Below are 21,141 nucleotides of genomic sequence, written 5' to 3'. Positions count from 1 at the left end.
AGATAAAAAAAGCATCTAGTGATTCACTAGATGCTTTTTTTATGCTTACTCTTCCTTATTTAGGAACTTAAACTTGAATAACTCCTAAATTAAATTTTTTCTCAATTGGAGATTGGTTAGCCGCTTCAATTCCCATAGAAATCCATGTTCTAGTGTCTAAAGGATCGATAATTGCATCTGTCCACAATCGCGAAGCAGCATAATAAGGAGAAACTTGTTCGTCGTATCTCGCTTTAATTTTATCAAATAATTCTTTTTCTTTCACCTCATCAACTATTTCACCTTTCGCTTTTAGCGAAGAAGCTTCAATCTGCGCCAATACCTTTGCAGCTTGAGTTCCACCCATTACCGCTAGTTCAGCACTTGGCCATGCAAAAATTAATCTTGGATCATATGCTTTTCCGCACATCGCGTAATTTCCAGCTCCGTAAGAGTTACCTACGATAACAGTAAATTTTGGAACTACTGAATTCGAAACAGCATTTACCATTTTTGCTCCATCTTTAATAATTCCGCCATGTTCCGATTTTGACCCTACCATAAATCCGGTAACATCTTGAACAAAAACTAAAGGAATCTTCTTTTGGTTGCAATTTGCAATAAAACGAGTCGCTTTATCGGCACTGTCAGAATATATAACTCCTCCAAATTGCATTTCGCCATTTTTAGTTTTAACTACTTTTCTTTGATTCGCAACAATTCCTACTGCCCAACCATCAATTCTAGCATATCCAGTAATGATAGTTTGACCGTATCCATCTTTGTACGCTTCAAATTCAGAATTATCAACTAAACGATTGATGATTTCCATCATGTCGTACTGCTCGTTGCGTGCTTTAGGTAAAATACCGTAAATTTCCTTTTCGTCTAATGCTGGTTTTTCTGATTTAACTCGGTTGAAACCCGCTTTATCAAAATCACCTATTTTGTCAACTATATTTTTTATTCTATCTAACGCATCTTTATCATCCTTAGCTTTATAATCCGTCACTCCCGAAATTTCACAATGTGTTGTAGCTCCGCCAAGAGTTTCGTTATCAATACTTTCGCCTATAGCAGCTTTCACTAAATAACTTCCGGCAAGGAAAATACTTCCAGTTTTATCCACAATCATTGCCTCATCACTCATAATAGGTAAATAGGCTCCACCTGCAACGCAACTTCCCATTACAGCAGAAATTTGGGTAATACCCATACTACTCATTTGCGCATTATTTCTAAATATGCGTCCAAAATGCTCTTTATCAGGGAAAATTTCATCTTGTAAAGGAAGATAAACACCAGCGCTATCCACTAAATAAATAATAGGCAAACGGTTTTCCATCGCTATTTCTTGCGCTCTTAAATTTTTCTTAGCAGTTATTGGAAACCAAGCACCCGCTTTTACAGTAGCATCATTAGCAACAACAATACATTGTTTTCCTCTAATGTAACCAACTTTAACAACAACTCCGCCAGATGGACAACCACCATGTTCAGCGTACATTCCTTCACCAACAAAAGCACCTATTTCTATACTTTTAGCTTTAGGATCTAATAAGTAGTCGATGCGTTCACGTGCTGTCATTTTACCTTCGTTATGCAATTTTTGAATTCGTTTCTCACCACCACCTAATTTAACGGTAGTAAGTCTGTGACGTAATGCAGAAAGTAATAATTTATTGTGGTCTTCGTTTTTGTTGAAGTTCAAATCCATGATGAAATAATATTAAAAAAATTTGTGCTAAAATACGAAATCAATCGAAATTAATTTTAGTATTTTGTTAGAAAATTGAATTGAAAATTGCTTTTAAATTAAAAAATCTGATTTTAATTCTTGTGATTTTATGAATTTGGCAATAATCGTATTATTTCTTTTTTGATTCGTTTACTAATCTTTTAAGTATTGCCCATTGTTTTAGTGCATCACGTGCTTCAACCGCGGGATATCCTAGCATTGTTTTTCCAGCTGCAATGTCTCCTGTTACACCAGATCCAGCTCCCACAATTGCGCCATCACCTATTATCGTATGGTCTTTTATAGAGGCGCTTCCGCCAATTATTACTCCGTTCCCTAATGTAACAGAACCAGCTAAACCACTATTTCCTGCCATTATACAAAACATTCCAAGCTTACTATTATGTCCTATTTGAACTAAATTATCAATTTTACATCCGTCACCTAAAACAGTAGAACTAAACTTTCCTCTATCAATACACGAATTAGCACCTATTTCCACATTATTACCAATAATTACATTTCCAATTTGTGGAATTTTTACTAATCCTCTTTGTGGATCTGGACGGAAACCAAATCCATCAGCACCGATGGTAGCATTAGGATGTATAATGCAATCATTACCTATTTGGCAGCGCTCTCTAATAACGGTTCCAGACCAAATAACGCTGTTTTTTCCAATAGTGGATTCATCTAGAATTGTTACGTTAGGATATATTGTCGAATTATCTCCAACGATTACTTTTGGACCTATATAACAACCTGCGCCAATGCGAACACCATTGCATATAGTTGCAGATTCATCGATTACTGCTGTAGGATGGATTTCTGTTCGAAAAATTGGAGTAGGCGGAGCAAACATTTCTAAAACCTGAGACATTGCTAAATCAGCATTTTTCACTTTAATGAAAGCCCTGTTTTCACCTGGATCGATCGAGATATCTTCGTTAACAACTGCCACACAAGCAGCAGAAGCAGCCCATAGTTTCTCGTATTTTTTATTTCCAATAAATGAAATTTCAGATTCATTTGCGACTTCAAGTTGTTCAGGTGCAGTGATATTGTGGAAAGTATTTCCAACAATAACTCCTTTCAAAATTTCATTTATTTCGTGGATGGAATAGGATTTCATTAAGTCTAGTTTGGATTTAGTTAAAATTTACTGCTCAAATAAAACAAATTGGCATTAAAATTCCTAATATTTCAAGATTCTTTAACAGCAATAATGCTTGTTTTGAAATTATGGTAAATAAAAAATTTAGAACTTTTCAAAGGTCAAAATTAGTTATTTTTGCACCCCATTTAAAAAATCTACAATGAAATCCTCAAAGTTTTTGATCTCCATTTTACTATTTTTATGTTCATTTTTTACAGCAAATGCTCAGCTTCAAGCTTTATTTAATAATAAAACGCAGCTAAGAAATATGACTGAACGTTGGGAATTAGATACTACCTCTGTACGCGGAACATTTTTACTTACTCCTTATAAACCTGTTTATGTAATTCCTGTTAAGTGGTCAAGCGCTCCAAATGAGCAGCCTATTTCAGTGAATGAAGGTCCTGATTATGTTTCTCCTGACGGTGTAGATTACAATAATATTGAGTCCAAGTTTCAATTGAGCTTCAAAACTAAAATTTTACAAGGTATCTTCTGGGGTCGTGGTGATTTATGGGTTGGATATACACAAGTGTCTCATTGGCAAATCTATAATAATGCGCTATCAAGACCTTTCAGAGAAATCAATTATGAACCAGAAGTGATCTTAAATGTTCCTGTTAAATTTAATATTTTAGGTTTTAAAACTAGAATGGTAGGTGTTGCCTTTAATCACGAGTCAAATGGAAAAAGCAATCCTTATTCCCGAAGTTGGAATAGAGTTATTTTTCACGCTGGTTTCGAAAGAAATAATTGGAGTGTTTATCTCAGACCGTGGGTAGTTCTAAAAGCTAAAAAAGACGATAATCCAGATATATCATCTTATGTAGGTAGAGGCGATATGAATGTTATTTACACTAAAAACGGAAATATTTTATCACTTACGGGAAGTTATAATTTTAACTTCAATTCCAAATCAAACGGTGGTGCTGCATTTTCGTGGTCGTATCCAATTAAAAATAATTTAAAGGGATTTTTACAAGTTTCACACGGGTATGGCGAGTCGATGATTGATTATAATCACTTACAAACTAGTGTTGGAGTAGGAGTATCCTTAATAGAGTGGTTTTAATTAATCTAGCAGTAAACTCTTTTATTAATGATTCATGTTATTATTGAAATGTTAGTGGTAGCGTATACTTAGCGCGTGTTACAACCCCGTCTATTTGACCTGGTTTCCATCGCAATGCATTAACAAGTACTTTAATAACCGCTAAGTCAATTTCTTTATTTATGCTTTTTATGATTTTAAAATCGTTTAAAGTGCCATCTGTTTCAACAAAAAAACTGATTATGACTTGGCCCTTAATTTTATTAGGAGCTTTAAAAGTATCTGCTAGATAGTTGTAAAATTCTTTTTTACCTCCGGGATATTCTGGATGTAAATAGTATGGAAAAAAAGCTTTTTCAATTCCGTTCTCATCGAAACATTTGCCATCAATGAATTCACCTTTTTTATAATTTTCGGTACGTTTATTTGCACCGTTTTCATAAAACATTTTTGAAATACCCTCTAGCTTACCTTTCGAATAAAATTCTTCTTTTTCGATCGATCCACTTTTATACCAAGTAATTGAAGTGCCTTCCTTTATACGTTTTTTATAATTGCTGAAAAAATCACTATTTCTAATCGTGCCGTCTAAGAAGTAGGTTTTCCTTTGTGTTCCTTCCTTAACTTCTTCGTAAGTACTGTAATAAGTTGCTCCGTCTATCGAAGTTAACTCCTTAAAATCAGCATCAAAATAAACCTTATTCTGAGCGCAAATTGGAATAGTAAACAAAAAAATTAAAAGGGTAACAATTTGTTTCATAAGTGTTTATTTGAAAATTATATAAAGCATCAAAAAAAAATCCTAAATAATTTTTACAATTATATAGGATGATTTAAATGTATTAAGTGGTTATTCTTCTTCCTTTTGTCCCATCATCATTAGATAAGCTTTAAGAAATCCATCAATTTCTCCATTCATTACGCCGTCTACATTACTAGTTTCGAAGCCTGTGCGAACGTCTTTCACTAACTTGTAAGGTTGCATAACGTAATTCCTAATTTGGGAACCCCATTCTATTTTCATTTTGCCGGCTTCAATATCGGCGCGCTGTGCTTGTTTTTTCTTTAACTCAATTTCGTACAATTGAGAACGAAGCATTTGCATGGCACGTTGTCTATTATCTTGTTGCGAGCGAGTTTCTGAACACTGAATTTGAATTCCAGTTGGTTTGTGAAACAATTGCACTTTGGTTTCAACCTTATTCACATTTTGACCTCCAGCACCACTAGAGCGTGATGTCGTAATTTCAATATCTGCAGGATTAATGTCAATTTCAATACTGTCATTGACAAGAGGATACACATAAACAGATACGAAAGAAGTATGGCGTTTTGCATTACTATCAAATGGAGAAATACGAACTAAGCGGTGCACGCCGTTTTCGCCTTTTAAGTATCCAAAAGAATAATCGCCTTCAAATTCGAGCGTCACCGTTTTAATTCCAGCAGCTTCCCCTTTTTGAAAGTTTAATTCTTTTATTTTATAACCGTATTTTTCACCCCACATCATATACATACGCATCAGCATTTCTGCCCAATCGCAACTTTCTGTTCCACCAGCACCAGCTGTGATTTGAACTACAGCGCTTAAAGTATCACCTTCATCAGAAAGCATATTTTTGAATTCGATTGCCTCGATGTGTATTTGTGTCGAATTATATTGCTCGTCTAACTCTTCTACAGTAAGTTCGCCTTCTCTATAAAAATCATAGGCAAGCTGAAGCTCATCAGTCATTTCGACGGCTTTATTATAATCTTCAATCCATTTTTTTTTATTTCGAAGATTCTTTACAATTATTTCAGCATCTTTTGCGTTATTCCAAAAGTCTGGAGCAAAAGTTTTCTCTTCTTCGTTTGAAATCTCAATTAATTTGGCATCAACGTCAAAGATACCTCCTCAACGCACCAAGGCGCTCTACAATACCTTTAATTTGTTCGGTAGTTGTCATAAATTATGTAATTTTGTGGGGCAAAAATAGATAATTTTTTACGTAGGGGCAAGTCGATACTTGTTCTCCTCAAAAATAACAATAGAAATATGGAAATAAATTTAGTTAGCGATACCATCACAAAACCGTCACGCGAAATGTTAGTACACATGTTAAATGCTGTGGTAGGTGATGATGTGTATAAACAAGACCCTACTGTGATAGAGCTTGAGGCAAAGGTTGCCGCAATGTTTGGAATGGAAGCGGGACTTTTCTTTCCATCTGGAACCATGGCAAATCAAACTGCAATTAAGTTACATACTCAGCCAGGTGAACAATTAATCGCTGACAAATATGCTCATGTTTATCATTATGAAGGTGGCGGTGTATCATTTAACAGTGGAGTTTCTTGCTGTTTACTAGATGGAAATCGCGGAATGATAACTGCTGAGCAAGTAGCAAGTGCAATCAATGACCCAGAATTTTATCACAGTCCAATGACGAGTTTAGTTTGTGTTGAAAACACAACTAATAAAGGTGGAGGAGCTTGTTACGAAATAGAAGATTTACAGAGAATAAAGCAAGTTTGCGATACCAATAATCTAAAATTTCACATGGATGGCGCACGTATTTGGAATGCTTTAATAGCTAAAAGACAAGATCCAAAAGCTTTTGGGAAATTATTTGATACCATTTCTGTTTGTTTGTCTAAAGGTTTAGGAGCTCCTATTGGATCTGTGCTATTAGGAGATAAGTCAACTATTCACAGAGCGCTTCGCATTAGAAAAATATTGGGAGGTGGAATGAGACAAGTTGGTTATTTGGCTGCAGCAGGAATTTACGCACTGGACAACAACATTGAACGCCTAGCAGAAGATCATCGTAGAGCAAAGGAAATTGCTGAAGTTTTAAAGAGGGTAAGTTGGGTAGAATCAGTAGAGCCGGTGGAAACAAATATTTTAATATTTAAATTGGTTCCTAATTGTATTGAAAAGAATTTAATCGAATTGTTAAAACAAAAGAATATTTCTATAAGCTCTATGGGACAAGGAAAACTTAGAATTGTAACACATCTTGATTATAGAGAAGTGATGCATACTTATGTTTTAGAAACGCTGTCTAAGTTGTAAAAAAGATTCACCTAATTTTCAATTTTAAAGCTAAATAAAAATAAATTTTATTTTAGATAGAATTATCTCTAGTAATTTCTTTAGAATAAATTGATAACTATACATAGAAAAACCCCAACACTTAAATAAGTATTGGGGTTTTTTATTACTGATTTATTTTTATTGTGGACAAATAACTTTCATTTCAGTTCTTCTATTAATAGCGTGTTGGTCTTCACTACATGCTACTCCATCAGCACATTCATTTAAAAGTTTTGTTTCACCATAACCTTTTCCAGTAATTCTAGAACGTTCAATTCCTTGCGAAACAATATAGTTTACTGATGAGTTTGCTCTGTTTTGAGAAAGAACCTGATTGTATGAAGCACTAGCTCTTGAATCAGTATGAGAACCCAATTCTACTTTTACCTCTGGATTATCTTTCATAAATCGAACAAGACGATTAAGCTCTACTTTGGCAGCGTCATTAATATTATATTTTGCTAAGTCGAACAAGATGTTTTTTAATCCAATTCCTTTTCCACAATCCGCTTTTTCAGCACACATTTCTAATTTTACGAATAGTGTTTTGTCTCTGCTGTAGTTTGAAGCGTTGATTTCTTCGGTTTGAGAAAAATAGTTGTCTTTTTTTCCATATAAAGTATAGATTCCTGCTTCTGGAATTTGAAGTAGAAAAACTCCTTTTTCATCCGTTACTGTAGATTTTTTAAATGCTTTCTCATTATTTTCCAGTACTACTGTAATACCTGATATTAAAGTTGTAGTGTTACATTCAACAGCTTTTCCTTTCACAATAAAATTTCTGTCAGTATATAAAATCTCTTTCATCACAGTTTGACCATTTACAAATTCAGTTTTTGCTGTTGAATTTCCTTGAAAAGCTACTTCATTAAATATACCGTCTACTTTGTAATCTGATGGTAAAATATCGCAGAATTTCACAATTCCAAATGCATCTGTTTTTGCAGTTTTAATTATTGTACCTGAATTATCTTTAAGTGCGACATCTGTATTAGGAATAATTTCGTTTGTATATTTATCTTTAGCTGTGATTTGGATACAATACTTTTCAGCTTTAATTATTGTTTTTTCTACAACTGGTTGAATAATCTTTGGAGCAAATCTATAGGTTATACCTGCAAATACACCAGCCGAGGCTAAATCAATTTTACGTTTCATATCTGGCTCATTTTGAACATAATCTCTAATATTCAGTTGGCCTGCAACAACGTCATATCCACCAGAAACACCAGCTTTGTCTCCTTTTACATTTCGAATAATAGGTTCGGCAAAATAAGTAGTACTTGAAACACCACTTCCATACGCAGATGCTTTCAATATTTGGTTTTTTGAAGATTCTTCTGCTCCGCCAAAATGCTTCATATAATACGCTCCAGCATGAACACCCCAATTATCGCTAAAAAAATAAGTGAAACGTGCTTGTGCTTTTCCGGTTGCAAGTTTCAACTTGTCAAATCCAGAGTGATAAGAAAGTACGTCTCTTGTGCCATCTACTCTCTTAGCATCTACTAAAATTTCTCCACCGTCTATAAATCCGATTCCACCAAGTAAAGAAAGTTCTGCTTGAAATTTTCTAGTTTGGTTTAAGTACCTGAAAGCAGGACCAAATCCAGCAAACATTCGAGTGATATCTTTCTTTTGCGTAGCCAAATCAGAATAAGAAAGGATAATTGGCGGGCCAACTGGACCATTGTTTTCAGCATAATCTAAATTCTCTAAACCAACTGATGAAGGAGAATTTTTCATATAATCGAAATCAGCTTGGAGGCCAAACCAATTCCAATAATGGTTTTTCGAAATTCCACCCATAAATCCACCTTTGTAATCGATGTATTTAAAATCTTCGTCAAATAGTGGTTTATCAAAACCTGCACGTGCTGAAAATTGCCATTCTCTATTATTAGTTGCAGTATTTACAGCTTGAGTAACTTGCGCTTTAGAGCTTTGGAAAATAATTCCTAGAAAAAGCATTGTCAAAATAATTTGTATCCTGTTTTTCATAATTTTAATTTTTAGTTTTTAACATTAATTTGTTGGTTATAGAACAATATAAACCAAACATGATTTTTGTTACCCCTAGTTTTGAAAAAAAAATAAAAAAAAATAAAATTCTTTACGGATAGCTAATTTACAAGGTCATCTGTATTGACTTACCAGTACTTGTAAACTATAGACTATTGAATTTGCAAAGCAAAATTTGCGCTGATTTGCGCATTAAGGATTTAATTCAAAAAAAAACTTCAGAAGAAATAATTATCTCTTCTGAAGTTTTTGATTAATTACAGTATTGATCAATAGTTATATTACCATTTAACTTTTCTGCTTTTATTTAAATAGATCTTCCATTCCAGGAATCATTGGCATATCCATTTTAGTAACTGCGTCAATTTCTGCTGCATTTACATTTGTAGCTTTCTCTATTGCTTTGTTTAAAACTAAAATTAGATAATCTTCTAATTGGTCTTTGTCTTCTAGCAGGGCATCGTCAATTGTTATAGATTTTATAGTTCGGTTTGCTGTCAATGTCACTTTTAATAAAGCGTCATTACTTTGCTCATCAATCATTACCGTATCTAAACGATTTTTTGTGTCCTCAATCTTTTGTTGGGTTTCCTTAAGTTTACCCATCATTCCCATTAAATCCATCTTTATATTTTTTAAATTATAGCTAAAAATCAAAATTACTAAATTGCATAAACATAATCAATAATAATTCATGAAAAATAAGCTCTTCCTAAGTTGCGTTTGTATTATTTTTGCAGGTTCAATTACAAAAATTAAAGCACATCAAATGTCAAAAAATATTCAAACTCCGGTCGCTAAAATTATTCCAAAAACATTAGAAAAACATAATAAAAAAAGGTTAGATAATTATTTCTGGTTAAATGATAGAGAGAATCCCGAAGTTATAGACTATTTGAATCAGGAGAATGTTTATTACGAGGCTATGACTGCTGATACTAATATTTTTCAAAAAGAATTGTACGAAGAAATGAAAGCTCGTATTAAGGAAGATGATCAATCGGTTCCTTATTTATATAATGGATATTATTATATCACTCGTTTTGAAACTGGAAAAGGCTATCCTATTTATTCAAGAAAAAAAGGAAGTCTTACGGCTACTGAAGAAATTTTATTCAACTGTAATGAATTAGCTGAAGGACACTCTTACTTTCAATTAGGAGGTTTGAGCGTTAGCGCTGACAATAAATTAGTTAGTTTTGGTTTAGATACTGTAGGAAGACGTATTTATACCATCCAAATAAAAAATCTTGAAACTGGAGAATTATTCGCTGATAAGATTGAGAATGCTTCTGGAAGTTCAGTTTGGGCTGATGATAATCAAACTTTATTTTACACAAAGCAAGACGAAGTTACATTAAGATCTGACAAAGTATTTAAACACAAGTTAGATACGAACTCGAATGCTGATGTACTTGTTTTTCATGAAAAAGATGATACGTTTGACGTTTCTGTAGGCAAAGAAAAATCGAGAAAATACATAGTAATTGGCTCAGGAAGTACTTTAACTACTGAATATAGAATATTAAATTCAGATACACCAGATGGAAAATTTGCAATATTTCAAAAAAGAGTTAGAGGATTAGAATATAGTATTTCTCATTTTGGAGATTCGTTTTACATTTTGACAAATAAAGATAAAGCGACTAACTTTAAATTGATGAAGACACCAGAAAGTGCTACTTCTAAAGAAAATTGGAAGGAAGTCATTCCTCACAGAGAAGATGTTTTACTTGAAGATATTGAGATTTTTAGTAATTATCTTGTAGTTGAAGAACGATCAAATGGATTGAATCACATTCGTATTATGCCATGGAGTGGAGAAGGGGAGTATTACTTGCCTTTTGGTAGCGAAACTTACAGTGCGGGAACGACAACAAATGTTGATTTTGATACTGATATATTGCGTTATAGTTATCAATCTCTTGCTACACCTGCTTCAGTGATTGACTTCAATATGAAGACTAGGGAGAAGGAAATCAAGAAAGAACAGCAAGTTCTGGGCGAAAAATTTGATAAAAATAATTATGTTGAAGAGCGTGTTTGGGCTACCGCAACAGATGGTACCAAAGTTCCAATTTCAATGGTGTACAAGAAAGGAATGAAGAAAGATGGGAATAATCCTTTACTTCTTTATGCTTACGGTTCTTATGGAGTTACAATGGATCCTTACTTTTCATCTACACGATTATCAATTTTAGATAGAGGATTTGTCTTTGCAATTGCGCACATTAGAGGTGGAGAAGATTTAGGAAGACAATGGTACGAAGATGGTAAATTGCTTAAAAAGAAAAATACATTTACAGATTATATTGATTGTTCTAAATTTCTTATAGAACAAAAATATACCTCACCGAAACATTTATACGCTGAAGGTGGTTCAGCAGGTGGTCTTTTAATGGGAGCGGTAATTAATATGGCACCTGAATTGTACAACGGCGTGATTGCCCAAGTTCCTTTTGTTGATGTAATGAGCACGATGTTAGATGACACTATTCCGCTTACAACAGGAGAATATGATGAATGGGGAAATCCTAATGTCAAAAAATATTATGATTACATGATGTCATATTCACCTTATGACAACATAAAAGCGCAAAGTTACCCTAATATGTATGTTTCTACTGGTTTACATGATTCACAAGTGCAATATTGGGAGCCCGCAAAATGGGTTGCCAAGTTGAGAACACATAAAACTAGCGACACTGTTTTGTATCTAAATACAAATATGGATGCAGGTCATGGTGGAGCCTCAGGACGTTTTGAAGCATTAAAAGAATTAGCGAAAGAGTTTGCCTTTTTATTAGATTTAGAAGGAATTAAAAAGTAATTAGTTTTTTTTGTTAAATTTGTAACATTCGTGTTTGCAATTATATTGTCTACGACTAACTATTTTTTATGAAAAAAGAGATAAACGCTTACAAAAATGTGTTAGAGTTAATAGGGAATACTCCCCTTATTAAGCTAAATAAAGTTACTGAAGAGTTGAAGGGTAATTTCTATGCAAAGGTGGAAGCTTTCAATCCTGGACATTCGTCCAAAGATAGAATTGCATTGTACATAATTGAAGAAGCTGAAAAAAGAGGAATTTTATCTCCCGGCGATACGATAATCGAAACAACATCTGGCAATACTGGTTTTAGCTTAGCGATGGTTAGTATTATAAAAGGATACAATTGTATTCTTGCTGTTAGTTCTAAATCATCAAAGGATAAAATAGATATGCTTCGAAGCTTAGGCGCTAAAGTGTATGTTTGTCCAGCGCACGTATCGGCTGATGATGAACGTTCCTATTACAATGTTGCAAAACGTTTACACGAAGAAACAAAAGGTTCAGTATATATTAATCAATATTTCAATCAGTTAAATATTGATGCGCATTACAAATCTACAGGCCCAGAAATTTGGAAGCAAACGAACGGACAAATAACACATCTTGTAGCTTGTAGCGGTACTGGTGGAACTATTTCAGGAACAGCAAAATACTTAAAACAACAAAATCCAAATATTAGAGTTCTTGGAGTTGATGCTTTTGGTTCAGTGTTAAAAAAATATCATGAAACAAAAGAATTTGATAGCAATGAGATTTATCCCTATAGAATAGAAGGTTTAGGTAAAAATTTAATTCCGGATGCAACAGATTTTGATGTTATCGATATCTTCATGAAAGTCACTGATGAAGAAAGTGCGCACGCGGCAAGAGAAATAACGAAAAAAGAAGGATTATTTGTGGGTTACACTTCTGGAGCTGTATTACAAGCAATAAAGCAATATGCCGAGCAAGGCGAATTTGATGATGACAGTAATGTAATTGCGATTTTTCCAGATCACGGTTCGAGATACATGAGTAAAGTTTTTAGCGATGATTGGATGAATGAGCAAGGTTTCTTTGATAGTGTTAATCAAGAGGAAGTTCAAAAAATAGAATTTATAAAATAACTGAGGTTAGAGTAGTATAGTTTTTAATCAAGAATGTCCCCAAATAGTTTGACTTTTTGGGGACATTTTTAATTATTTATTACAATGCAATTTTAAAAAGCGTAACAATTTTTACTTATCTAGTAATTCAGGAGTATTAATTATTAATTCGATCTTTTTAATAATAATCGTAATTTGATTCATTTGTAATTCTATGTTTCTGAAAAACAGACTGATGTCTCTGTTTACCCAACTTTCAGAAATAACTCTAGCACCCAAACTAATTCTCAAGACAGCACTTTCTATATCGTTGCTATATTTTACATTAACAGCCTGTCCGATATGGCATTTTTGCGCAGCAAGACGAATTATTTCTATTGATGACTCCTCAAAATGATCTGATAAATCAGAATTCAATAAAGTGTACAATTTTTTTACTTTATCAACTGTTAGTGCGTTGTTATCTTTTACTATAAAGAAAGGAAAAATGGTGCGGATGTTTCTAATTCCAAATTCTTTACTAGAATATGTTTTAGATTTAGTTTCGTCGCTATAAATTGGTTCTAAAAATCCAGCGTCTTTTACTGAAGCTTCAATAAAGTTACAGAACATCTCAATACCCATATTTCGATATAAAATAGGTGTTTTGTAATATCGATCCATTTCAACGATGGCAGCGTTCCACCGCATGTAGGAACCATAGTTATAGCCATCCGATAACTCATTCGAACACGACCATGAAATAGGCCAATCAGAGTGATTGAAGTATTGAGTTAATCCTTTTGGTAACTTAGATTTCGCGGAGCGAATTAATTTATTTACATTTTTAGGTAAAATTAAAGCACCAGAATACGGTGGGCCAGTAAAGTATTTACTTCCTGTAATCGTAACAATATATCCTTTACTGAGATAATTTTGTATGTCTTTTGGATCTAATCTAAGTTGGGAGCCGTCAACAATAACTTGCAGTGATAATTTATTAAGAGTTTTAAGTTTTTGAACAAACCCATCGCTCGGTGATTGATACCCCAGTTTTGATTGATCCATTGTATGCAATACTACATGTCTGCCTAATTCATTAGTTTTAGAAATAGCATTAAAAACTTCTTCATCTAATTGGGCGGCAGATTTTAATGCACCATTTTCATCTCTAAAAGGAACTTTAATAAGGTCAACATCTCTAAAACCTTCAATTCTATCACCATTTTTAATTGGGAAATTTAATGCCGTAGTATTCTCAAAATGACATCCTTTCAATGCCGAAGCTACGCCACTTCCAGTTTCGTCTGAAGCTACTAGAATATGTGTGATCTCTTTTTCAGAAATAATTTGAGTTAGTGCTGCAATTTGAAGCGAAGAGTCTGTGCCTGATGGTGAAAAGATTATTTCACAATCATCACTTAATTTAAATATTTTTCGAAGATTATTTTTTAGTAGCTCAGCAAATTCTGTGGTTGTTTTTTTGAAACCGTTCTTTAAACTGTTATTTATTAAAATACTTCTAACTTTATCTGTTTTATCGAAAGCAAAATTAGAGACACTTGATGCAGTCGATGAAGCGAAAGTAAAAGCATCTGGTCTAGGAAAAGGACGGCAACCGTATTTATTTAGCAGTTCAATTTCGTCAATATTTAATCTAAGATCACCACCAGCCATTAATAAATATTCTGTTGGTTTTGCAAGATTTTCGATTATGGGTTTCCAAGAATCTTTACATTCATTATTTGAAGTTATTAATCCATGAAAAACTTGTAATCCTTCGTGTTGCAAGCCGCATTCTTCAGGTATGTCGGCTTCATTTTTAATTAAATTAATTAATAGATAATCAAGATTTTTTAATTTTTCCTTATCATCTTTAGGTAATAATTTATAAAATATCCGAGTTACTTCAAGTGCTGCGATATCACACAAAACAGTATCTTTTTTATCGCTAGGCAAAGCCTTATACCACAACTGCCATTCGATACCGTATCTTAAGTAAACCAAAGCTAAAACGGGCTGGCTTAAAAATGCCGAACCGATTATAATCGCTTTGTTAGGTATGATTTTAAAGACATTGGGCTCAGTGGTTGAGGCAATTATATTTATGTTATTTATTTTCGGTACAGTATTAAATCTTTTTAAAACGCGAACTAAATAGTTAACATTTTCCTTTTCAAATAAACTACTTCTATTGTATTGATTTTCAATAAGAATGTTGTTTGTCATAGGTGGTATATTTTAAAACGTTCTTCAGAACGAAGTTTTTTAATTAGGAATTAATACGTATCAAATAAATAGTTTCTTCATTTTACGCTTAAATTCTTTTTAGTTATCGTTAGAACTATTCAATTATAAATCAATTAAAACGCTTTGCTTTATAAAGGACTATTCTTTTTATAAGGTAATTATCAAATTTAAAGTAAATTTTTTTAAATGCGTCTTATTGCTAAATAGTAGCTGTTTTGTGTTGCAATATAAAACAATAATTTATTGATTATCTATTTTTACTTTAGTTGAAGTTACAAAACAGGCTCTAAATTGATAATTAAAAAGTCCCTTTTACATAAGCAAAAAGGACTTTTTTGTTCCGTTTAAAAATGATAATTATTGATTTTCTATCTCTATTTCGAAAAGCAAATTAATTCTCTTCCATAGTATGATAGACATTCATTACGTCATCATCTTCCTCTAATTTTTCAATTAGTTTTTCTACGTCAGCAACTTCAGCTTCTGTCAGTTTTTTAGTAATTTGCGGAATTCTTTCAAATCCAGATGAAAGAATTTCAAGTCCTCTATGTTCTAATTCCTTTTGTATTGTTCCAAAACTATTAAAGGGAGCATAAATTAAAATTCCATCCTCGTCTTCAAAAACTTCTTCAGCACCAAAATCAATTAATTCTAATTCAAGCTCTTCAGGATCCATGCCGTTTGCAGGAATTCTAAAGTTACAAGTGTGGTCAAACATAAATTCAACTGAACCTTGAGTTCCCATAGTTCCGTTACATTTGTTAAAATAACTTCTAACGTTAGCAACAGTACGATTATTATTATCAGTAGCTGTTTCAACTAAAAGTGCGATTCCGTGAGGTGCATAACCTTCAAATAAAACCTCTTTATAATTCGCTGTATCTTTATCAGTTGCTTTTTTGATGGCACGCTCTACATTCTCTTTTGGCATGTTTGCAGCCTTCGAGTTTTGTATTACTGCTCTTAAACGTGAATTTGCTTCAGGATTTGGTCCACCTTCCTTAACAGCCATCACAATATCTTTACCAATTCTGGTGAATGCTTTAGCCATTGCTGACCAACGTTTCATTTTTCTACCTTTTCTAAATTCAAAAGCTCTTCCCATTGCTGTTTATTATTTTGTAGTGCAAAAATACATTTATTAGTTATTTTTTCAATTATTTTTAAGGTAGAATTTTTTTAATCTGTAATTAAATTGGCTTGTGTAATGGATTTTAGATGCTGTATTTTAAATTTACCTGATTTAGAACTTTAGACCTACTAAATAAGGATATTTGTAACCTTGATAAAACATTATTTATTCAAGTTATTATAGTCATTTATGATTGCTATAGCTTCCTTCAAATAGGGACTAGTTTGGATATTTTTGATTTTATAAGCGTTAATATCTTGAAGATAGGTATCATTTTTTAATCGCTCTGTATCTTCTACTGTGTTAGAAATTTTAAAATCGCTTTTAGTTTCTACTATTTTCTTTACCGTTCCCCATAAAGCATCTATTTCATGGACATCTTCAAAAACATCCTCAAAAATTAGTCGAGTAGGTTTTTTGGATGTGTTGTAAATTTCGTTTATATTTTCGTTCGCTAGAATAATTTCGTTAAGAATAGGGTTTAAATTCACTCGCAAATTGCTTCTTTTAATTACTTCTTGAAAATTAGTACGAGGAAAGGGATTAATAGCAATTTTTGCAGCAATTCTTTCATTTTTAAACGCCGTTTTAAAGCTAGATTCTCTGGCTGTTATGCTGTCAAATAAAACAGGAAGAATAACATCTGGAATTATCCCTTTAGCCTGATGACTTTCTCCGTTGCTTTTGTAGAATTTCTCAACAGTAACTTTCACGTAATCTTTTTGATTTTTTTCATCTAAAGCTATTATAGACTGCATCGTTGCTTTTCCAAGTGACGTACTTCCAATTAATATTCCTCTATTATAATCTTGAATCGCAAATGCAAATAGTTCGCTAGCAGAAGCAGAGTTGCCATTTAGCAATAAGACAATAGGACCTTTGTATGTCTTTTCCTCACTACAAACTTCTAATATAATATGATCATTTTGGTTGTTAACTAAAATAGACAAGGGTCCATTTTCTATAAAAATTCCAGCTAATTTAATGGCTTCTTCAATAGAACCACCTCCATTATTTTGAAGGTCTAGCACTAGTCCTTTTACATTCTCTTTTTGAAGTTTTATGATTTCTTTAGCCACATCATCGGCACAACCTTGAATAGCATCTTGGTCGAAATTAGAATAAAAACTAGGGATATTAATGTAGCCCACTTTTGTCTCATGCTCCGCAATAAAACTATACACTGCGTTACTCGTTGCTTTCATTAATTGTTTTTGGACAGCAACATTTATAATAGATCCGCTTTTTTTCTGAATGGTCAATTCTATGACAGCATTCGAGTCTGAAAACAACATTTCTCCTATTTTGTCAATTGTCGAACAAGAAACTGCGTATTCTGTTCCATTTTTATTAGAAACTTTCAGAACTACATCGTCTTTGTCAAATTTATTTGTTTTTTCTGCTGGTCCGCCAGGTTCAATTTCGACAATACTTATTTCTTCACTTTCGTTAAGTCTAAAAATGAGACCTAAAGATAATGTACTAGTTGATAAGCCGGACATGAAGCTTGATTTAGCTTCTAATGAGAAGTAATTTGTGTGTGGATCAAAATAAGTACAAAAAAGATTTAGAAAGGTATTTTTAAGATCTTTTTCGATTTGATTGTCAGATTCTAATACACTGTTGACTTGGCATAAAGTGGAATCAAAAATTTTAGCTTTAATAGTTTTTTCTAGTGCATTAAAATTTTGAGTCAATGAATCTAAATTGCTGCTTACTTTAGAAATGTCTTCAAGAATATTATACTTTAATCTTTTTTTCCATACGCGCTCTAAGTCATTTTTGACTAAATCAAATGGAAAATTTTTCTTTGAAAACCGAATAGAATCGTTTGTAGTGTAGTTAAAAGTATCGTTTTGAATCTTCTCTAAAACCTTCTTTTTTCTTATGAGCGCAGTTTTATAAATGGAGAAAAACTCATTCATAAACGAACAATTATTTTTTAAAATATAATCGTCTAATTTAAGTCGGTGCTTTCTTAGCCTTAGATATTCTTTTTTAGTGAAGATGTTTCGATTAAAGTCAAGCGCATCCATAAAATTATCAAAAACATAAACTGACAAGCTATCATCAACAACTTTGGGCTGGAAATGTTCTTGTTGCAGCATCACATTTATTTTTGAAGCTATTTCGCAAGTATTTTCATCACTTTGGCCAAATAATGAAAAAGAAGTCAGTAAAAGCGCGAGTAAAGTTTTCGTCATTAGCTACTAAAGGGATTGAATATCAACACTTGAAAATTCAAGATTTTATTTATAAAAATTCAACCACAAATGTAACACTTAATTTGTGGCTGAATTTTAATATTATCTGCACCTTTTTTTCTGCAATATCGTTCGCAAGCTAGTATAGATTATTTCTTGTAAAAAGGTAGTTTTACTACTTTAGCAGGAACATCATTTTTACGGATTCTGATAAATATATCGCTATCAACAGCGCTATTTGCAACAGTTACATAACCTAAACCAATCCCTTTGTTCATAGATGGTGACATGGTTCCGGAAGTCACAATTCCTATTACAGCTCCAGTTCCATCAACGATCTCGTAGTCATGTCTTGGCACTGCACGTTCTTGCATTTCAAAAGCAACAATTTTTCTAGTAACTCCAGCTTCTTTTTGTTTTTTCAAGTTCTCAGAATTCGTAAATTCTTTATTGAATTTAGTAATCCAACCTAAACCTGATTCTAATGGAGAAGTAGTGTCGCTAATATCATTACCATATAAGCAAAAACCCATTTCAAGACGTAAAGTATCACGAGCAGCAAGTCCAATTGGTTTAATACCAAAAGCAGCACCAGCCTCAAAAACCTTATTCCATATTTGCTCTACTTCATTATTTTTACAATATATCTCAAATCCACCTGAACCGGTATAACCCGTTGCAGATATGATTACATTATCAACTCCCGCAAAATCAGCTACTTCAAAATGATAGTTAGGAATTGTAGCTAAATCTATTGAAGTCAATGATTGCATAGCTTCAACAGCTTTTGGTCCTTGTATTGCCAGCAAAGAATATTCTGCAGAAAGATTTTTCATTTCAGCACCTAAATCATTAAGAGCCGAAATCCATTCCCAGTCTTTCTCAATATTAGAAGCATTTACAACTAATAAATATTCTTCTTCCTTCATTTTATAGATAATTAAATCATCTACAATTCCGCCATCGTGGTTTGGCAAACAAGAATATTGCGCTTTTCCTATTGTTAAAGTTGAGGCATCATTGGAACAAACTTTTTGGATTAATGCTAACGCATTTGGTCCTGAGATTAGGAATTCACCCATGTGAGAAACGTCAAAAACACCAACTGCGTTGCGTACTGTCTCGTGTTCAGCGTTGATTCCTTCGTATGTTATAGGCATATTATATCCCGCAAATGGAAGCATTTTTGCTCCTAAACCTTCGTGTATATGCGTAAGCGCAGTATTTTTCATTGTGTAGTTGTATAAAATTTTAAGTCGCTAATTTATTGCTTTTTTATGGAGTAGCAAAGGAGATTGAGACTGAAATTGAAAGTTTCAATCGATTTCGGAAAACTACTATTTCCAATTAATAAAATTGTTTTTTGGAGCTCTTTCCAGCTCTTTCCAGCTCCCCAGGCTTCGGGACATTACAAGTCCTCATTTCGCCAAAACGGCTCAACTGTGGGCTTTTCATTTCTATTTGGGCTAGGGATTTTCTGCTTTATTACAGCTTTAGTTTCAATTAGTTGCTTTTTTTAAATTAAAGAAATAATGCTTCACTAAAACTTCTGTGGGTTTAATGAAGCATTAAAGATGTGTTACTTTTTAATTCTTTATTTGTAAAGTATCATGCCAAGTGGCTCCACTGATATCTGTTAATATAATTTTATAAATTCCACTTGATAAATTTGCTAGCTTTTGATCCTTGATTTGCAATGTAGCTTTAGCACCTAAAGGAATTATCATACTATGAACGCCACTTTTAATCTTCGCTACGTAGTTGTTTTTAATATTTTCTTTAGGGAAGTTTGCAAGTGCATTTTGGTCTAATTCTATAACTGTATTTTCATTAGCATCGCTAAGTTTGATGCCAATTAGAAATGAACCATAAACATCGGCACCTTCGACTCTAAATAATTGAAAAGAAAGAACGTCTTGTTTGATTGTTGAATTAGTAACTTCGACTTTAGGTTTAACAGTCATATTGTGTAGTGTTCCATAAACTCCACCATGAAAATATTGGTTTGTAAATAAGGTCAAGGCCAAAATTGCTAGTGCACCACCAAAAACTATTTTATGCAATGAATTCAATTGAATAGGCAAAATTCCAGAACCTAACCAATTGTATAATTTGTACTGCGTGATTTTGTAGTTTCTTGTTTGTAGGAAATAATCTAATGAATATTTTCCACTACCAGATAAGAATAGTGTAAAACCAGAAGCAACCCCTAAAACTCCAATTTGCCATTCATCTAAGCATGTAGTTCCAAGCCATCCAGAGCCTAATAAAATACCCATTGCTAAGCTAAAAACGCCAATACTCATAAGGCGAGTGAAAAGTCCTAACATCAAAAGTAGACCTACAATTCCTTCAATTATAGTGAAAGCAGCCATTGCCCACCATAATGCATCAGGATTGCTAACGAGATATTCGATCATCGGTTTTATGCCTAAAGCGTTTGGTAAAAAGTGATTGAACTTTTCTCCAATGTAACCTGCAGTTTCTGGATCTAATTTGTTTTCTAAAATTAAGCGGCGCCAGAATGCGGAAAAGTAAGTCCATCCTACAACAAGACGTATAGTCAAAGTGAAAAGTCCAGCCATATGATAGGACTGCAATAATTCTTTATTTTGCATTTTTTAAATATTTTA

Annotated in this window: 15 protein-coding genes; 4 read left to right on the top strand and 11 right to left on the bottom strand. The window is 33.0% G+C overall.

Features of this window, described 5'->3' with window-relative positions:
- Positions 1 to 67: 67 nt before the first annotated feature.
- Both BC961_RS08955 and lpxD read right to left on the bottom strand, forming a co-directional pair.
- Positions 68 to 1,696, bottom strand: coding sequence for an acyl-CoA carboxylase subunit beta (locus BC961_RS08955; protein WP_121925501.1), 1,629 nt, complete (start codon positions 1,694 to 1,696; stop codon positions 68 to 70).
- A gap of 151 nt (positions 1,697 to 1,847) precedes the next feature.
- On the bottom strand, positions 1,848 to 2,849 hold the full coding sequence (lpxD, locus tag BC961_RS08950) for a UDP-3-O-(3-hydroxymyristoyl)glucosamine N-acyltransferase (RefSeq protein WP_121925500.1): 1,002 nt from the start codon (positions 2,847 to 2,849) through the stop codon (positions 1,848 to 1,850).
- 184 nt (positions 2,850 to 3,033) lie between these two features.
- Here lpxD and BC961_RS08945 point away from each other — a divergent pair, with 184 nt between their 5' ends.
- On the top strand, positions 3,034 to 3,945 hold the full coding sequence (locus BC961_RS08945; protein ID WP_121925499.1) for a phospholipase A: 912 nt from the start codon (positions 3,034 to 3,036) through the stop codon (positions 3,943 to 3,945).
- 40 nt (positions 3,946 to 3,985) lie between these two features.
- On the opposite strand, the gene BC961_RS08940 is transcribed toward BC961_RS08945, so the two are convergent.
- Together BC961_RS08940 and prfB are read right to left on the bottom strand one after the other, a co-directional pair.
- Positions 3,986 to 4,684: an energy transducer TonB gene (locus tag BC961_RS08940; protein ID WP_121925498.1), complete on the bottom strand. Its 699-nt coding sequence runs from the start codon at positions 4,682 to 4,684 to the stop codon at positions 3,986 to 3,988.
- A gap of 90 nt (positions 4,685 to 4,774) precedes the next feature.
- Positions 4,775 to 5,873 (bottom strand): peptide chain release factor 2 gene (gene prfB / locus BC961_RS08935; protein ID WP_121925497.1). Its coding sequence is split into 2 segments (ribosomal slippage): positions 4,775 to 5,809 and positions 5,811 to 5,873, totalling 1,098 coding nucleotides; the frame shifts between segments, so codons are not numbered across the junction.
- A gap of 89 nt (positions 5,874 to 5,962) precedes the next feature.
- On the opposite strand from prfB, the gene BC961_RS08930 reads away from it, so the two are divergent.
- Positions 5,963 to 6,982: a threonine aldolase family protein gene (locus tag BC961_RS08930; protein ID WP_121925496.1), complete on the top strand. Its 1,020-nt coding sequence runs from the start codon at positions 5,963 to 5,965 to the stop codon at positions 6,980 to 6,982.
- A gap of 159 nt (positions 6,983 to 7,141) precedes the next feature.
- On the opposite strand, the gene BC961_RS08925 is transcribed toward BC961_RS08930, so the two are convergent.
- Together BC961_RS08925 and BC961_RS08920 are read right to left on the bottom strand one after the other, a co-directional pair.
- Positions 7,142 to 9,004, bottom strand: coding sequence for an OmpA family protein (locus tag BC961_RS08925; RefSeq protein WP_121925495.1), 1,863 nt, complete (start codon positions 9,002 to 9,004; stop codon positions 7,142 to 7,144).
- A 324-nt stretch (positions 9,005 to 9,328) separates the two neighbouring features.
- Positions 9,329 to 9,649, bottom strand: coding sequence for a YbaB/EbfC family nucleoid-associated protein (locus BC961_RS08920; protein ID WP_121925494.1), 321 nt, complete (start codon positions 9,647 to 9,649; stop codon positions 9,329 to 9,331).
- 70 nt (positions 9,650 to 9,719) lie between these two features.
- Here BC961_RS08920 and BC961_RS08915 point away from each other — a divergent pair, with 70 nt between their 5' ends.
- A complete protein-coding gene (locus BC961_RS08915; RefSeq protein ID WP_170151300.1) occupies positions 9,720 to 11,855 on the top strand; it encodes a S9 family peptidase in 2,136 nt (711 codons plus the stop codon).
- Between the two features lie 68 nt (positions 11,856 to 11,923).
- Entirely contained in the window at positions 11,924 to 12,964 is a 1,041-nt protein-coding gene (locus BC961_RS08910; RefSeq protein ID WP_121925493.1) for a PLP-dependent cysteine synthase family protein, read from the top strand.
- A gap of 111 nt (positions 12,965 to 13,075) precedes the next feature.
- Here BC961_RS08910 and BC961_RS08905 read toward each other — a convergent pair whose 3' ends face one another.
- The 5 genes from BC961_RS08905 to BC961_RS08885 form a co-directional block, all read right to left on the bottom strand.
- The gene (locus BC961_RS08905) at positions 13,076 to 15,151 is read right to left on the bottom strand and encodes a hypothetical protein (protein WP_121925492.1); all 2,076 of its coding nucleotides are present in this window, start codon (positions 15,149 to 15,151) and stop codon (positions 13,076 to 13,078) included.
- Positions 15,152 to 15,563: 412 nt separating this feature from the next.
- Complete coding sequence (locus BC961_RS08900; protein ID WP_121925491.1) at positions 15,564 to 16,277, bottom strand: YebC/PmpR family DNA-binding transcriptional regulator; 714 nt, start codon at positions 16,275 to 16,277, stop codon at positions 15,564 to 15,566.
- Positions 16,278 to 16,465: 188 nt separating this feature from the next.
- Positions 16,466 to 18,508 carry a S41 family peptidase gene (locus BC961_RS08895; RefSeq protein WP_121925490.1) on the bottom strand — a complete coding sequence of 681 codons (2,043 nt, stop codon included), beginning with the start codon at positions 18,506 to 18,508 and terminating at the stop codon, positions 16,466 to 16,468.
- Between the two features lie 149 nt (positions 18,509 to 18,657).
- Positions 18,658 to 19,740, bottom strand: coding sequence for a glycine cleavage system aminomethyltransferase GcvT (gcvT, locus tag BC961_RS08890; protein WP_121925489.1), 1,083 nt, complete (start codon positions 19,738 to 19,740; stop codon positions 18,658 to 18,660).
- Between the two features lie 354 nt (positions 19,741 to 20,094).
- Complete coding sequence (locus BC961_RS08885; protein WP_121925488.1) at positions 20,095 to 21,126, bottom strand: TQO small subunit DoxD; 1,032 nt, start codon at positions 21,124 to 21,126, stop codon at positions 20,095 to 20,097.
- Between the last annotated feature and the right edge of the window lie 15 nt (positions 21,127 to 21,141).

The organism is Flavobacterium weaverense, assembly GCF_003688495.1.
Lineage (GTDB): Bacteria > Bacteroidota > Bacteroidia > Flavobacteriales > Flavobacteriaceae > Flavobacterium > Flavobacterium weaverense.
Note: the sequence above shows the minus strand (reverse complement) of the source record. Positions and strands in the feature narration are given on the sequence as shown.

What these genes read in the sequence shown, in the direction of transcription:
- BC961_RS08955 (WP_121925501.1), bottom strand. Translation starts at nt 1,696, where the DNA reads ATGGATTTGAACTTCAACAAAAACGAAGACCACAATAAATTATTACTT.
- lpxD (WP_121925500.1), bottom strand. Translation starts at nt 2,849, where the DNA reads ATGAAATCCTATTCCATCCACGAAATAAATGAAATTTTGAAAGGAGTT.
- BC961_RS08945 (WP_121925499.1), top strand. Translation starts at nt 3,034, where the DNA reads ATGAAATCCTCAAAGTTTTTGATCTCCATTTTACTATTTTTATGTTCA.
- BC961_RS08940 (WP_121925498.1), bottom strand. Translation starts at nt 4,684, where the DNA reads ATGAAACAAATTGTTACCCTTTTAATTTTTTTGTTTACTATTCCAATT.
- BC961_RS08930 (WP_121925496.1), top strand. Translation starts at nt 5,963, where the DNA reads ATGGAAATAAATTTAGTTAGCGATACCATCACAAAACCGTCACGCGAA.
- BC961_RS08925 (WP_121925495.1), bottom strand. Translation starts at nt 9,004, where the DNA reads ATGAAAAACAGGATACAAATTATTTTGACAATGCTTTTTCTAGGAATT.
- BC961_RS08920 (WP_121925494.1), bottom strand. Translation starts at nt 9,649, where the DNA reads ATGGATTTAATGGGAATGATGGGTAAACTTAAGGAAACCCAACAAAAG.
- BC961_RS08915 (WP_170151300.1), top strand. Translation starts at nt 9,720, where the DNA reads ATGAAAAATAAGCTCTTCCTAAGTTGCGTTTGTATTATTTTTGCAGGT.
- BC961_RS08910 (WP_121925493.1), top strand. Translation starts at nt 11,924, where the DNA reads ATGAAAAAAGAGATAAACGCTTACAAAAATGTGTTAGAGTTAATAGGG.
- BC961_RS08905 (WP_121925492.1), bottom strand. Translation starts at nt 15,151, where the DNA reads ATGACAAACAACATTCTTATTGAAAATCAATACAATAGAAGTAGTTTA.
- BC961_RS08900 (WP_121925491.1), bottom strand. Translation starts at nt 16,277, where the DNA reads ATGGGAAGAGCTTTTGAATTTAGAAAAGGTAGAAAAATGAAACGTTGG.
- BC961_RS08895 (WP_121925490.1), bottom strand. Translation starts at nt 18,508, where the DNA reads ATGACGAAAACTTTACTCGCGCTTTTACTGACTTCTTTTTCATTATTT.
- gcvT (WP_121925489.1), bottom strand. Translation starts at nt 19,740, where the DNA reads ATGAAAAATACTGCGCTTACGCATATACACGAAGGTTTAGGAGCAAAA.
- BC961_RS08885 (WP_121925488.1), bottom strand. Translation starts at nt 21,126, where the DNA reads ATGCAAAATAAAGAATTATTGCAGTCCTATCATATGGCTGGACTTTTC.